The organism is Sphingomonas vulcanisoli (assembly GCF_011761305.1).
In the GTDB taxonomy this organism is placed as follows: Bacteria; Pseudomonadota; Alphaproteobacteria; order Sphingomonadales; family Sphingomonadaceae; genus Sphingomonas_I; species Sphingomonas_I vulcanisoli.
Genome location: NZ_JAAOZC010000013.1, coordinates 22609 through 36646, shown reverse-complemented (window position 1 = coordinate 36646; position 14038 = coordinate 22609). Strand labels below are relative to the sequence as shown.

The window sequence follows — 14038 nt, the reverse complement described above, 5'->3', positions numbered from 1 at the left end:
ACGCTACTCCAAATCCCTCGATATGCTCGATGCCACACTCACACTCTTCTTCCATCGACACCTCATCAATGCAATACAAAGTGAACAATGCCCCTTGCAGGGGAGGATCGATGGCAGCAATGGAGGCCTGATCCTAAGGCAAAAGCTTGCCTGGATTGAACAGTCCCTGCGGATCAAGCGCCTGTTTGATCGCCTGCAGCGCATGCAGCCGGGTCGCGCCCGCCGTCCGCGCGAATTCGGCGCGCTTGAGCTGGCCGATGCCATGTTCGGCGGAGATCGAGCCGTCTTTCGCGCGGACGAGATCGTGGACGTACGCGCTAATATCGTCGCCCTGATCGGCGAGCCAGGCCTTGCTGTCCATGCCGATCGGCGCGCGGACGTTGAAGTGGACGTTGCCGTCGCCAAGGTGCCCGAAGCCCAGCACACGGACGCCGGGAAAGCGCGCTTCTACCTCGGCCGCGCCGTCTTCGAGCAGCCAGGGCATGACCGAGACCGACACGGAAACATCATGCTTGGCCGCGAAGCCATCGATCCGTTCGGCCTCGGACAAGGATTCGCGGATGCGCCAGAAGGCCTCGGCCTGCGATTCGCTGGCGGCGACGATCGCGTCTGCGGCATGGCCTTCTTCAATCGCGCGGGCTAGCGCCTGCTCCAGCGCATCGGTGGGCGAGGGTGCCCCGGCGCGTGCGGTCGCTTCGATCAGCACGTGCCAGCGGTGCGGATCCGTCAGCGGCGCGCGCGTATGGGCGATGTGTCGGAGGACCAAAGCGAGACCCTCGGCGGGAATGATCTCGAAACTTTCGATCGCCTCGCCCATCGCATCTTCCAGCCGCCGCAGCAGGCCGAGTGCGTCGTCGGCGCGTTCGATCCCCACCCAGGCGACTGCGCGCGCCGCCGCGGCGGGCACCAGTCTGAGGCTGGCGGCGGTGACGATGCCCAGCGTCCCCTCCGCCCCGCACAGCAACTGGCGCAGATCATAGCCGCGATTGTCCTTGCGCAGTGCGGAGAGGCCATCGAAGCGAGCACCGTTGGGCAACACCGCCTCGATCCCCAATACCAGCGCCCGCATCGTCCCGAAGCGCAGCACCTGCGTGCCGCCCGCATTGGTCGAGATCAGCCCGCCGATTGTTGCCGATCCCTTGGCGGCAAGGCTGAGCGGGAAGCGGCGGCCGATACCGTTGGCGGCTTCGTGGAGATCGGACAGGATCACGCCTGCCTCGGCGACCGCGACATTGTCTTGCGAAGAGACCGATCGGATCGTGCGCATCCGCCGGGTGGAAAGCAGCAGGCTGGCGCCATCCGCGTCCGGCGTCGCACCCGCGACCATCGATGTATTGCCCCCCTGCGGTACGATGGCGACGCCCGCCGCGCCAGCCAGCCGGACGATAGCCTCCACCTCATCGGTGTCGGCAGGCGAGAGCAGCGCCGCCGCTGCACCCTCCACACGTCCCCTCCAGTCCTTGAGCCAAGGGGCCATCGCATCTGCATCGCGGGTGAAGCCGCGCGGGCCGAGCCGCGCCTCCAGCGCCGCCAGCAGATCAGAAGTGGGTCTATTCGGCATCAGTACGATCTATTCTTGGATTGGCACCGGCGCCAGTTCATCCGCCATTAAACCCGTCCGCACGATCGGATCGATCCGCATGAAGGGCGAAATATGTTCCCGCTGATCGTTGCCGCGCTTGCGGCCACGGGAGCGGCTGCGCCCGCGCCTGCGGCGTCTCGCGCGGACGGTAGCTTTGAAATTGCGCAACTGGTGGTGCGCAGCCATGTCGTCGTCCGGATCGAGACCGCGCAGGCGGCGCTGCCCCCCGCCTTCGTCACGCTCAAGGAAAAGAAGGGCCCTAAGTGCATTCCGCGCGACACGATCGTCGGCGCGGCGGTGCTGGCGGGCAATAGCGTGGATTTCATTTTGCGCGGTAACACGCGGCTGCGCGCGCGGTTCTCCAACAGCTGCCCGGCGCTGGATTTCTACGCGGGATTCTATCTCGATCAGCGCCAGGATGGCCAGATTTGCGCGGGCCGAGATGTGATCCATTCGCGTGCGGGGGGCGAGTGCGAGATCAATCGCTTCCGCCTGATGATCCCAGTGCCGGCCAAATAGCAGCCAAATCTTGACTTTGCCGGCTCTTGTCCGCAAGGGCGAGGGCCTCGACGGGCGCGAATGGCGTGCCCCTCCGATCCAGCATCGAGCACCCATGAGCTTTGCCGATCTCGGCCTTTCCGATGAATTGCTGAAGGCTATCGGCGAATCCGGTTATACGGAGCCGACCGCGATCCAGGCGGCGGCGATCCCGCCGGTGCTGATGAATCGCGATCTGGTTGGCATCGCGCAGACCGGCACGGGCAAGACGGCGAGCTTCGTGCTGCCGATGATCGACATTCTTGCCCAGGGCCGCAGCCGCGCGATGATGCCGCGCTCGCTGATCCTGGAGCCGACGCGCGAGCTAGCCGCGCAGGTCGCCGAGAATTTCGAGAAATACGGCAAATATCATAAGCTTTCGATGGCGCTTTTGATCGGCGGCACCTCGATGGGCGATCAGCAGAAGGCGCTCGCCAAGGGCGTCGACGTGCTGATTGCGACGCCGGGCCGGCTGATGGATCTGTTCGCGCGCGGCAAGATCTTGCTCTCGGGCTGTTCGATCCTCGTGATCGACGAGGCGGACCGCATGCTCGACATGGGCTTCATCCCCGATATCGAGCAGATCTGCTCCAAGCTCCCCGCGACGCGGCAGACGCTCTTGTTCTCCGCGACGATGCCGCCGGTGATCAAGAAGCTGGCCGACAAATTCCTCTCGAACCCCAAGCAGGTCGAGGTGGCCCGCGCCGCCAGTACCAACACCTTGATCGAGCAGGCGCTGGTCGAGACCTCGTCGCGCGGCAAGCGCGATACGCTGCGCAAATTGCTCAAGGCCGAAGATGTGCGCACCGCGATCATCTTTTCCAACCGCAAGACGACCGTGCGTGATCTCGCCGACTCGCTGCGCAAGGACGGCTTCAAGGCGAGCCAGATCCATGGCGACATGGAGCAATCCGAGCGCATCCGGGAACTCGATCGCTTCAAGGCGGGCGAGATCAACATTTTGGTCGCGTCCGACGTCGCCGCGCGTGGGCTCGATATCAAGGGCGTCAGCCACGTTTTCAATTTCGACGTGCCCTGGCACCCGGACGATTATGTCCATCGCATCGGCCGCACCGGCCGCGCCGGAATGTCGGGTAAGGCGTTCACGCTGGTGACGCCAGAAGATGCCGAGGCAATCGAGAATATCGAGAAGCTGACCAGCTTCAAGATTCCGCGGGTGAGCGGCGGCGGCGAGGCCAAGGCTAGCCCTGCGCCCGAGCCGGAGACCGCCGTCGAAGAGCCCAAGCGCGGCCGTGGCCGTCGTGCCAAGCCCCGCGCAGAGGCGCCGCGCGAGATCGAGCCGGCCCCGGTTGCACCGGCCCCGGTCGAGCGTGAGGAACGTCCTGCACGTGCCCCGCGCGAACCGCAGGCCGAAAGACCGCGCGCTCCCGCCCGCGAGCCCCGTCGTGAAAATCGCGAACCCCGTGACAGCGAAGTGGCGGACGATGGCGGCTGGAACGGCCCGATGCCAAGCTTCCTCGCCTTCGGCTTCAACACGACGAAGAACTGATCCTCCCCTGTACGGGGAGGGGGACCATCCGAAGGATGGTGGAGGGGGCTGACTGCCAGGCGCAGCGCTAGTTGGGAGCCTCCTCCGTCATCGCTCCGCGATGCCACCTCCCCTTACAGGGGAGGATCAGCCGCGCAGTCTCGGACCGAGCAGCGCCATCAGCGCCTCGCATCCCGCCCGATCCTCAGCATCGAATCGCGCGACGCGCGGGCTGTCGAGATCGAGCACGCCGAGCAAAATATCCTCGGCGATGATGGGCACCACCAGCTCGGAGGCTGAGGCGGCGTCGCAGGTGATATGCCCTGGAAAGGCATGCACGTCCTCAACCAGCTGGCTCGCGCCGGTCGCCGCCGCCGTGCCGCACACGCCCTGACCGAAGGGAATGCGGAGACACGCCGCCTTGCCCTGAAACGGCCCCAGCACCAGCTCGCCGCCGACATTGCGATAGAAACCTGCCCAATTGAGATCGGGGAGATATTCCCACAGCAGCGCGGCGGCGTTGGCCATGTTGGCGATCGCGTCGGGTTCGCCGGAGGTGAGACCGTCGAGCGCGGAAAGCAGGTCGCGATAGAGCGCGGGCTTATCGGCGGGGGCGATGTCGAATTGGTACATGCGCGGCTTCTAGCGCCCTAGCCCGCGATAGTCATGGCAATCGCCATCCTCCCCTGTGAGGGGGGGGTGGCATCGCGGAGCGATGTCAGAGGGGTGTACCCTCTCGATAGCGCGACACCACTTCGCGCGCCACCTCCCCTTGCCGGGGAGGATGGAAGATTATGCGTTTTGTTTAATCCAGGCTGACCTTGCCCCGACCACGCTTGATCTCGCCGCGTATTGTCTTGCCCTCCACTCGCTTGGCCTTGGCGCTCTTGCTCGGCTTGGTCTTGATCCGCCGTTCCGGCCTTACCAATGCCTCCGCCACCAGAGCCGCGATGCGATCGCGCGCGTCCTTGCGGTTGGCCTCGCGGGTGCGGAAGCGGCGGGCGGTGACGAGGATCGCGCCGCCCTCCACCCAGCGGCTGCCCGCCAGCACCTTCAGCCGCGCGAAGGCATCGGGCGGCAGGCGCAGCGCGTAAACGTCGACGCGAAGCTGTACCGCCGTCGCCACCTTGTTGACGTTCTGCCCGCCCGGGCCGGTGGCCGCGAGATAGCGTTCCTCCAGCGCGTCTTCGGGCAGCGGCTGGAGCTCAATCGGGGGCATCGAAGCCGGCCTTGCGGAAGCGATCGGGGAAGGGCGCCTCGGCTGCGATCGGCGGTTTACCCTCGCGGGGAATGCTGATCTTCCAGGCGTGGAGCATCATGCCGTCCGCGCGGGGCTGGCCATAAACCGGATCGCCCAGAATGGATAAGCCCAACCCCTCTGCGGCATGGACGCGCAACTGATGCGTCCGTCCGGTCTGGGGCGTGAACAGGATCAGCGATCGCTCGCCCTTCTCCGCCAGTTTGCGCCAGTGCGTCAGCGCCGGCTTGCCGTTCGGGTCGGCGATGATCCGCCACCCCGCCTCCCGGCTGCTGATCTTGGCGAGCGGCAGATCGATCACGCCTTCCGCCTGATCCGGAATGCCGTTGAGGATGGCGAGATAGGTCTTCTCCACCGCGCCTTCTTCGAACGCGGCCATCACGCGCTTGAGCGCCTTGGGGTTTCGCGCCAGCACGAGGCAGCCCGAGGTATCGCGATCGATCCGGTGCGTGATGAACGGCGGGCGCCCGAAGCCGAGCCGGAGATCGGGCAGCAGGGATTCTACGGATGGGCTGCCGTCGCGCGGGCGGTCCACGGCCAGACCCGCAGGCTTGCTGATCGCAATCGCCTCCCCATCCTCGAAGAGGATATCGAGCCGCTCGATCAATCTATGGGGGCGATGCGGAGTAACCATTGCTGATAAAAAGTTTCTAAAGGATGGTGCGCTTAAATCGGCGTTAACCTTTTTCTTTCACAAAGGTGAACGTTGCGGCGTAAGGCTGCTTGGGCAACAGGGGAAACGATTTACCATGCGTGTGCTTCTGATCGAGGATGATCCCACCACCGCGCGCAGCATCGAACTGATGCTGAACGCCGAAGGCTTCAATGTCTATACGACGGACCTGGGCGAGGAAGGCCTCGATCTCGGCAAGCTCTACGATTACGATCTGATCGCGTTGGACCTCAACCTGCCCGACATGACCGGTTATGACGTGCTCAAGAAGCTCCGCACCAGCCGCGTCACAACGCCGGTGTTGATCCTTTCCGGCACCAGCGAGACCGAGGCCAAGGTCCGCGCGCTCGGCTTCGGTGCCGACGATTATGTCACCAAGCCCTTCCACCGCGACGAGCTGGTCGCGCGCATCCATGCGATCGTCCGCCGCTCGAAGGGCCACAGCCAGAGCGTGATCCGCACCGGCAAGCTGGCGGTGAACCTCGATGCCAAGACGGTCGAGGTCGATGGCGCGCGCGTCCACCTCACCGGCAAGGAATATGCGATGCTGGAGCTGCTCTCGCTCCGCAAGGGCACGACGCTGACCAAGGAAATGTTCTTAAACCATCTCTACGGCGGCATGGACGAGCCCGAGCTCAAGATCATTGACGTCTTCATCTGCAAGCTGCGCAAGAAGCTCAGCCTGGCGTGCGGCGGCGACAATTATATCGAGACCGTCTGGGGCCGTGGCTATGTGCTCCGCGAGCTCGAAGAAGTGGTGATGGCGGAAGTCGCCTGAACTAAGCACCACCCGTCACCCCGGACTTGTTCCGGGGTCCACCCAACCACGAGCCCTGTAGCTTGTTGATGGGTGTAGGCCGGAACACGTCCACCATGACGCTTTAGAGTTAACCGCCTGCTTACCATATTCCGATATCGTCCTCCATGAGAGCCCTCCCCGGGTAAGCTCATGGAGGCACAGGATGATCAAGCTCATCATCTGGGATCTGGACGATACGCTCTGGCGCGGCACCCTTGCCGACGGCGACGACGTCCAGCTTTTCGACCATCGCGCGGCGCTGATCCGCGCCTTCAACGCCAAGGGCGTCGTCTCCGCGATCTGTTCCAAGAATGATTTCGCCACCGCCCGCGCCAAGCTCGAAGCGCTGGGCCTGTGGGACGAATTCGTCTTCCCCCACATCGCCTTCACCCCCAAGCCGCAGGCGATCGAGGCGATCATCGCTGACATGCAGCTGCGCGCGCCGGACGTGCTGTTCGTCGACGACAATCCGCTCAATCTCAACGAGGTGCGCCACCGTATCCCCGATATCCAGATCCTCGACATTACGACGGCGGATGCTGACAATGTCCTCGCCGAAGCGCTGGCGCAGGCCAAGGGCACCAAAAGCCGTGTCCCCGAGTATCGCATCCTCGAAGCCAAACGCGCCGATCGCGCCGCCGCCGGGCAGCTCTCCGATGCCGATTTCCTCCGCGCTTCGGAAATCAAGGTCTGCGCGCCTTTCTGCATGGAGACGCTGGACTATGTCGATCGCATCGTTGAGCTGATCAACCGCTCCAACCAGCTTAACTACACGCAATCACGCGTAACGGCGGATAGCCTGCGCGATCAGATCATCGACGTGATCGCGCACCCCTGTCTCGCGTTATTCGCCAGCGATAAATATGGCGATTACGGCCTGATCGGCTTCGTCATGCTGCGCAATCTCGGCGATGGCGGCTTCGATCTCGTTCACTTCACCTTCTCATGCCGCGCGATGCATATGGGAATGGAACAATATGCGCTCGACGAGCTTACGCGGCGCGCGGTGACGCTCTATCCACCCGTGCCGCCGTTGAACCATCCGGCTTTTGCCGAGCGCTTCGCCCGAACGCCATCGTATTGGATCGAACGTATTCCCTACGCCAACGCGGCGAGCGCGCAGCTGCTGAGCGCATATGTCGAAGGACTGCTGCCCGATCCGGCAATCCGCATCATCTGCAACTGTCAGTCGGGGGGGCTCGCCCATTATAGCCGCCACCGCGCCGATATCGCATTCGACAATCATCCGCGCATCTTCACCATGCGGCAGATGTGTGAGCCGGGCTTCGCCGATCCCGCTTTCCCGGCGCATGTCGTCTATGGCGCGGGGGTCGATTATGAGAGCCCCCGCTGGGACGCGCTGGCCGATTTGCTCGACAACGGCCTGTTTGCGCAATGCGTGCATGCGCTCTGCCAACTCTGGACCGCCAGCGGCACACGCGCGCTCGTTATCCTGCCTGCCGAGAATCTCGTCGATCATCAATATTATCCCTGGATGGGGATCAGCCGCGCGCGGACGATCGCGTTCAACGCCATCTGGCGGGAGATGTTCGATATCTATCCCTGCGTGTCACTGGTCGAGAGTCAGGAGCTGCACGCCCCGGATGAGGTCAAGGACGTCAACCATCTCCTCCCCGGCGCGGTGCGGAAGTTCGCGGCGCTGATCGATCTTTGGTACGATCAGCTTGCCGCCGAAAACGTGCCGGAAATGCTCGCCGCCTAGCCTTATCCCGTCATCCCCGTGCGGGAAGGACAGGGAGAGGCTGCGCGGCACATCTAGCCGTGCCTCGCCTGTTCCGGCATGGGCCGTTCCCAAAGGGGACATCCATGCAGATCAAGCATGTCGCAATTATCGGGGGCGGCTTTTCGGGCGCGCTTCAGGCGGTCAACCTGCTGCGCCACGAAGGCCCCCGCGCGACCCTGATCGAGCGCCGCCGGACCACCGCGCGCGGCGTCGCTTATTCCGCCGCGCACCCCGATCACCTGCTCAACGTCCGCGCCGGCAACATGAGCGCGCTGTCCGACGATCCCGGCCATTTCGCGCGCTGGCTGGCCGAGCATCATCCCGAGCTGGGTGCGGGTTTTGCGCCGCGCCTGATCTACGGCGAATATCTCTCCGGCATCCTCGAAAAAACGCGCGAGGCCGATCTGGCGCGGCTGTCGCTGCTCCGGGACGAGGCGGTGGACGTCAACGTCCGTGGCGATGCGGTGGAGGTGGTGCTGGCGAGCGGCGGGCGGATCGGCGCCGATGCCGCGATCCTAGCGGTCGGCAATCTGCCGCCGCACATCCCGCCGGGCATCGATCCCCAGGCGCTCGGCCCCGATCGCTTCGCGCACGATCCCTGGGCCACGAGCTGGGAGGAAGGGCTGGGGCCGGACGACACGGTGGTCGTGATCGGCAGCGGCCTGACGACGATCGATATCGTCCTCGCGCTAGACGCGCGCGGCTATCAAGGCCGGATCGTCGCGCTCTCCCGCCGTGGCTTGACCCCGCGCATCCACGATGACGTGAAACTGCCGCCGCCGCTCCATGATCGTCCAAAGCCCGAGGCGGTGGGCCTGCTCCGCCACGTCCGCGGCCGCGCCAAGGCGATCGGCTGGCGCGAGGCGGTGGACGAGCTGCGGCCGTTCACGCAGGATCTTTGGGTTGGTGCCGAGGCCGAGCAGCGCAATCGCTTCCTCCGCCACCTCCGCCCGTGGTGGGATATCCATCGCCATCGCATGGCCCCTTCGATCGCCGCGCGCATCGTCGCGTTGCAGGCCGAGGGGCGGCTGCACATTCTTGCCGGCAAGCTGATCGGCAGCGAAGCCGCGGGGGAGGGCGTGCGCGTCACCTACCGCCCCCGGGGCGAGGATGCCCCTGTCACCCTCGCCGCGCGGCGGATCATCAACGCCACCGGGCCGCAGGGCGATCTCCGCCGCAGCGCCGATCCCTTGCTCGCGCGCTTGCTGGAGCGCGGACTGATCCGCCCCGATCCGATGCGGATCGGCATCGATGTCACCGCCCAATCCGAAGTGATCGGCGCCGACGGCCAGCCCCAATCCCGCCTGTTCGCGCTCGGCCCGATGACGCGCGGCACCTTCTGGGAAATCGTCGCGGTGCCCGACATCCGCCGCCAGACCTGGTCCGTCGCCCGCAAACTTTCCAATGCGCATTGGGTAGGCGGCGAGGGGCTCTAACCGGCCCCCCCCCCCGGGCACGGTGACAGGAAACGTTACAGGCTGGTGGAGGGCTCACTTCCCGGCGCAGGACCTATCCAGCCCCCCCCCATCATCGCTAGCCCGCGCGAGTGCGATGCGGCGTTGCGGGCCGAACACAGTCGATCGGCAATATTCGTAGCGTAATCCTCGCGGGCGCGGCCGATACCGCACCGTCGCGATCGTTTTTGGCAGATTTATGCCGCGTCGGGCCGCAGCAGCCGCGCAACAAAGACTAGCTTTGAACTGGACAAACTTTTTTGCGGTCCCGCGCTCCCTTTGGCGTTCATATATCCGCCGCCCGCGAACGGCTCTCTCCCCACGGGCCGCGCAAAAAAGGGAAATAACCGTGTATTCTCTTAGCCTTGCAACTTCCGTTTTGGCGTTGACCGCCGCCTCTCTCGCCCATGCGCAGACCCCCACCGCGGCCCCGCAGAGCGTCACTGCCGACGATAGCGGGAACGAGATCGTGGTGACGGGCACCCGCACCGCCGGCCGCTCCAAGCTCGATTCCGCATCCCCCGTCGACGTGCTTTCGGCCGCGACGCTGCGCCAGCAGGGCACCACCGAGCTGGGCGCCGCGCTCGCCGCGGTTGCACCCTCGATCGATTTCCCCCGAGCTTCCGCGGTCGACGGCACCGATGCCATCCGCCCGGCGACGCTGCGCGGCCTGTCGCCCGATGAGACGCTGGTGCTCATCAACGGCGTGCGCGGCCACACCGCGGCGTTGCTCAACATCAATGGCTCGGTCGGTCGCGGTGCCGCCGCCGTCGATCTCAACACCATTCCCACCGTCGCGCTCGATACGATCGAGGTGCTGCGCGATGGCGCTTCGGCGCAATATGGTTCGGACGCCATCTCCGGCGTGATCAACCTGCGCCTGCGTCAGGCCCGCTCGGGCGGCGGTGCGGCGGTAACCTATGGGCTCTACGATACCGATATCAACACCGCGCGCGGCTCCCGCAGCGTGACCGGCGAACACACGCTCAACGCATCGGCCTGGCAGGGCATCGGTTTCGGCAGCGACGGCTATCTGACCATATCCGGCGAATATCAGCGCCGCCTGCCGACCAGCCGGGGCGACTATGATCCGCGCATCACGCCGACCGCAGTGGACAGCCGCTTCGGCGATCCTTCGGTGAAGCAATATACTGCCTGGGCGAATGCGGGCACATCGATCACCGACAGTCTGAAGCTCTACGGCTGGCTCGGCTATCAATATCGCGATTCGACCTCGGCGGCCTTCCCCCGCTTGGCTTCGGCGACCGCCATTCCGGCGACCGCAACGACCACGGCCCAGACCGTTGCCCAGCTCTATCCCGATTATGCCAGCGGCTTCCTGCCGTACATCAACACGCATTCGAAGGATCTCAACTCGGCGATCGGCATCAAGGGCGATGTCTCCGGTTGGACCGTCGATGGCAACGTCAGCTACGGCCGCAACCGGATCGATTTCAGCACGCTCAACACCGCCAATTACAGCCTCGGCGCGGCGAGCCCGCGCAACTTCTACGATGGCGCGCTGGTCTACGATCAGCTCGTCGGCGGGGTGGACGTCAGCCGCAAGTTCGACGTGTTTCAGTCGCTGAACGTCGCGTTCGGTGCCGAGGGGCGGCGCGAGGGCTTCCAGATCATCGCGGGCGAACCCGGCTCCTATCAGGTCGGCCCGTTCGCGCAGGGCACCTTCACAGCGCAGCCGGGGGCGCAGGGCTTCGGCGGCTTTCAGCCGAGCAACGTCATCACCAAGCACCGCGAGAATGCATCTATCTATCTCGATCTCGAAGCCCAGATCACCGAAAAGCTGCTGCTCGGCCTCGCCGGCCGTGGCGAGCATTATTCGGATTTCGGATCGACCGGCACCGGCAAGGTTTCAGCGCGCTATGATTTTTCGCCGCATTTCGCGCTGCGCGGCACGGCGTCCACAGGCTTCCGCGCGCCATCCCTCCAGCAGCAATATTTCACCTCGACCGCATCGGTGATCGTCAACAACAATCCGGTGCTGACCGGCACCTATCCTTCGACGAGCACCGTCGGCACGGCGCTGGGCGGCAAGCCACTCGAGCCTGAGAAATCGACCAACCTCTCTGCGGGCACGGTGATCCGTTTCGGTGGGCTCGATCTCACGGTGGACGCCTATCGCATCCACATCCGCAACCAGATTGGCCTGTCCGAGAATATCTCGGCCACGTTCAGCCCGCAGGTGGCGGCGTTGATCGCGGCGACGGGCCAGCAGGTCTCGGCGGCGCGCTTCTTCGTCAACGGCATCGCTTCCACCACCAAGGGCATCGATGCGATTGCCCATTACCGGCTGCGCACGGACAAGGCCGGCACGTTCGATTTCACCGTAGCCGGCAACGTCAACAAGATCACCGTGACCAAGGTGCCGGCCAACACCGCCGCCAACCTCAACCCCGCGCCCGTGCTCTTCGCGCGAAGCCGCATCCTGACGATCGAGGACGGTACGCCCGGCGAGAAGGTGACGGGGACGCTGGATTGGACGAGCGGCGTGCTCGGCGCGACCGCGCGCGTAACCTATTACGGCAATGTCACCCAGCCGGGCACGACCGCGACCGTTCTCGTCAACGGACAGGCGCTGACCAACGATCTCCAGACCGGCAAGAAGGCGATCGCCGATCTGGAGCTTCGGTATCAGCCCAAGACCGGTGTGCAGCTCGCGCTGGGTGCCAGCAATCTGTTCGATATCTATCCGAAGCAGGCTCCGGCCTATCTCAACACCACCGGCGTGACGGCTTACCCCTTCTATTCGCCCTGGGGTTTCAACGGGCGCTATCTTTACGTCCGTGCCGGGATCAACTGGTAAGGCATGGTAAATGGGTGCGCGGGAGGGAATGCCCTCCCGCCGCCTTGCCCCTGGCGGGGCTTTCCGCTAAGGACCTGTGCAACCGTTCCTGACGAACGAAACGAACAAGCATGACTTGCCCGGGAGGTGAGCGTGCCAGCCGGCTGACGAGGTTTCGTCCGCCGGCTTGTTTTGCGTTGGGGCATTTGAGGACGTGTTCTTGATGTTCGACAGTCTGAGCGATCGGCTTTCAGCGACGTTCGACAAGCTCCGCGGCCGTGGTGCGCTGAGCGAGGTGGACGTGCGCGGCGCGATGCGCGAGGTGCGGATCGCGCTGCTCGAGGCGGACGTCGCGCTGCCGGTGGTGCGCGAGTTCGTCGAGAAGGCGACGGAAGCGGCGGTCGGCCAGAATGTACTGCGTTCGGTCACGCCGGGGCAGCAGGTCGTCAAGATCGTCAACGATGCTCTGGTCGAAATGCTGGGCGGCGGCGATGGCGCGGAGCCGGCGGAGCTGAACCTCAACGTCAATCCGCCCGCGATCATCATGATGGTCGGCCTGCAGGGCTCGGGCAAGACGACCACCACCGCCAAGATCGCCCGCCGCCTCAAGGAGCGCGAGGGCAAGAAGGTGCTGATGGCGTCGCTCGACGTCAATCGCCCCGCCGCGCAGGAACAGCTCGCCGTCCTCGGCACGCAGAGCGATGTCGCGACGCTGCCGATCGTCCAGGGCCAGCAGCCGGTCGAGATCGCGCGGCGCGCGCTGCAATCGGCCAAGCTCCAGGGCTTCGACGTATTGCTGCTCGATACCGCGGGCCGCCTCCACGTCGATCAGGCGCTGATGGACGAGATGAAGGCGGTGGCGGACATCGCCACGCCGCACGAGATTCTGCTCGTTGTCGATGCGCTGACCGGCCAGGACGCGGTCAACGTTGCCACCAATTTCTCCACGCAGGTGCCGCTGACCGGCGTGGTGCTGACCCGTATGGACGGCGATGCCCGCGGCGGTGCGGCGCTCTCGATGCGCGCGGTCACCGGGCGGCCGATCAAGTTCGTAGGCACGGGCGAGAAGCTCGATGGGCTGGAGCAATTCCATCCCGAGCGCGTCGCGGGCCGTATCCTCGGCATGGGCGATGTCGTCAGCCTGGTCGAACGCGCCGCCGAGACGATCAAGGTCGAAGAAGCCGAGCGCATGGCGATGCGCATGGAGCAGGGCAAGTTCGATCTCGATGATCTGCGCGCCCAGCTCGGCCAGATGAAGCGGATGGGCGGGCTTTCGGGGCTCGCGGCGATGCTGCCCGGCGTCAAGCAGGTGAAGCAGGCGATGGCCTCCGGCGCCGCCGACGACAAGCATCTCGTGCGGATGGAGGCGATCCTCTCCTCGATGACCGTCAAGGAGCGGCAGAAGCCCGAGATCATCGCCGCCAAGCGCAAGATCCGCATCGCCAAGGGCAGCGGCACCACCGTGCAGGACGTCAACAAGGTGCTCAAAATGCACCAGGAAATGGCCGGCATGATGAAGAAGATGAAGAAGATGGGCGGCCTGAAAGGGCTGGCCAAGATGTTCGGCGGCGGCGGGGGTGACCTCAACGCGATGATGGAGGGCGCCGGCTTGCCGGGCGGTGGCCTTCCGGGTCTGCCCGGCGCGGGTGGCCCGCCCGGTCTGCCGCCCGGCTTTCAGAATTTCATGAAGACCAAGAAGTAA

11 protein-coding genes are annotated in these 14038 nt (G+C 65.1%); 7 read left to right on the top strand and 4 right to left on the bottom strand.

The genetic code is table 11. The annotated features are described in order from the left end of the window. Positions 1-133: 133 nt before the first annotated feature. Entirely contained in the window at positions 134-1561 is a 1428-nt protein-coding gene (locus tag FHS31_RS16015; RefSeq protein WP_167075393.1) for an FAD-binding oxidoreductase, read from the bottom strand. A gap of 93 nt (positions 1562-1654) precedes the next feature. Between FHS31_RS16015 and FHS31_RS16010 the strand changes: the two genes are divergently transcribed. Then, the gene (locus FHS31_RS16010; protein WP_167075391.1) at positions 1655-2101 is read left to right on the top strand and encodes a hypothetical protein; all 447 of its coding nucleotides are present in this window, start codon (positions 1655-1657) and stop codon (positions 2099-2101) included. A gap of 94 nt (positions 2102-2195) precedes the next feature. After that, positions 2196-3629, top strand: coding sequence for a DEAD/DEAH box helicase (locus FHS31_RS16005; protein ID WP_167075389.1), 1434 nt, complete (start codon positions 2196-2198; stop codon positions 3627-3629). Positions 3630-3755: 126 nt separating this feature from the next. On the opposite strand, the gene FHS31_RS16000 is transcribed toward FHS31_RS16005, so the two are convergent. From FHS31_RS16000 to FHS31_RS15990, 3 genes are all read right to left on the bottom strand, one after another. Continuing rightward, positions 3756-4241, bottom strand: coding sequence for a GAF domain-containing protein (locus tag FHS31_RS16000; protein ID WP_167075387.1), 486 nt, complete (start codon positions 4239-4241; stop codon positions 3756-3758). A 172-nt stretch (positions 4242-4413) separates the two neighbouring features. After that, positions 4414-4827 carry an alternative ribosome rescue aminoacyl-tRNA hydrolase ArfB gene (gene arfB, locus FHS31_RS15995; RefSeq protein WP_167075385.1) on the bottom strand — a complete coding sequence of 138 codons (414 nt, stop codon included), beginning with the start codon at positions 4825-4827 and terminating at the stop codon, positions 4414-4416. Further along, positions 4814-5500 (bottom strand): RluA family pseudouridine synthase, encoded by a 687-nt coding sequence (locus FHS31_RS15990; protein ID WP_167075383.1) that lies wholly within the window; start codon positions 5498-5500, stop codon positions 4814-4816. The genes arfB and FHS31_RS15990 overlap by 14 nt, the downstream gene beginning before the upstream one ends. A gap of 115 nt (positions 5501-5615) precedes the next feature. Here FHS31_RS15990 and ctrA point away from each other — a divergent pair, with 115 nt between their 5' ends. The 5 genes from ctrA (at position 5616) to ffh (ending at position 14038) form a co-directional block, all read left to right on the top strand. Beyond that, a complete protein-coding gene (gene ctrA, locus FHS31_RS15985; protein ID WP_167075381.1) occupies positions 5616-6317 on the top strand; it encodes a response regulator transcription factor CtrA in 702 nt (233 codons plus the stop codon). Positions 6318-6501: 184 nt separating this feature from the next. Further along, positions 6502-8061 (top strand): HAD-IIIC family phosphatase, encoded by a 1560-nt coding sequence (locus FHS31_RS15980; protein ID WP_167075379.1) that lies wholly within the window; start codon positions 6502-6504, stop codon positions 8059-8061. Positions 8062-8165: 104 nt separating this feature from the next. Then, a complete protein-coding gene (locus tag FHS31_RS15975) occupies positions 8166-9518 on the top strand; it encodes an FAD/NAD(P)-binding protein (protein WP_167075377.1) in 1353 nt (450 codons plus the stop codon). 397 nt (positions 9519-9915) lie between these two features. Continuing rightward, positions 9916-12357 (top strand): TonB-dependent receptor plug domain-containing protein, encoded by a 2442-nt coding sequence (locus FHS31_RS15970; RefSeq protein ID WP_243843520.1) that lies wholly within the window; start codon positions 9916-9918, stop codon positions 12355-12357. A gap of 202 nt (positions 12358-12559) precedes the next feature. Continuing rightward, positions 12560-14038 carry a signal recognition particle protein gene (gene ffh / locus FHS31_RS15965; protein ID WP_167075373.1) on the top strand — a complete coding sequence of 493 codons (1479 nt, stop codon included), beginning with the start codon at positions 12560-12562 and terminating at the stop codon, positions 14036-14038.

Bases quoted from the DNA above. Each gene is read 5' to 3' on its own strand.
- FHS31_RS16015 (WP_167075393.1), bottom strand. From the start codon at position 1,561: ATGCCGAATAGACCCACTTCTGATCTGCTGGCGGCGCTGGAGGCGCGG.
- FHS31_RS16010 (WP_167075391.1), top strand. From the start codon at position 1,655: ATGTTCCCGCTGATCGTTGCCGCGCTTGCGGCCACGGGAGCGGCTGCG.
- FHS31_RS16005 (WP_167075389.1), top strand. From the start codon at position 2,196: ATGAGCTTTGCCGATCTCGGCCTTTCCGATGAATTGCTGAAGGCTATC.
- FHS31_RS16000 (WP_167075387.1), bottom strand. From the start codon at position 4,241: ATGTACCAATTCGACATCGCCCCCGCCGATAAGCCCGCGCTCTATCGC.
- arfB (WP_167075385.1), bottom strand. From the start codon at position 4,827: ATGCCCCCGATTGAGCTCCAGCCGCTGCCCGAAGACGCGCTGGAGGAA.
- FHS31_RS15990 (WP_167075383.1), bottom strand. From the start codon at position 5,500: ATGGTTACTCCGCATCGCCCCCATAGATTGATCGAGCGGCTCGATATC.
- ctrA (WP_167075381.1), top strand. From the start codon at position 5,616: ATGCGTGTGCTTCTGATCGAGGATGATCCCACCACCGCGCGCAGCATC.
- FHS31_RS15980 (WP_167075379.1), top strand. From the start codon at position 6,502: ATGATCAAGCTCATCATCTGGGATCTGGACGATACGCTCTGGCGCGGC.
- FHS31_RS15975 (WP_167075377.1), top strand. From the start codon at position 8,166: ATGCAGATCAAGCATGTCGCAATTATCGGGGGCGGCTTTTCGGGCGCG.
- ffh (WP_167075373.1), top strand. From the start codon at position 12,560: ATGTTCGACAGTCTGAGCGATCGGCTTTCAGCGACGTTCGACAAGCTC.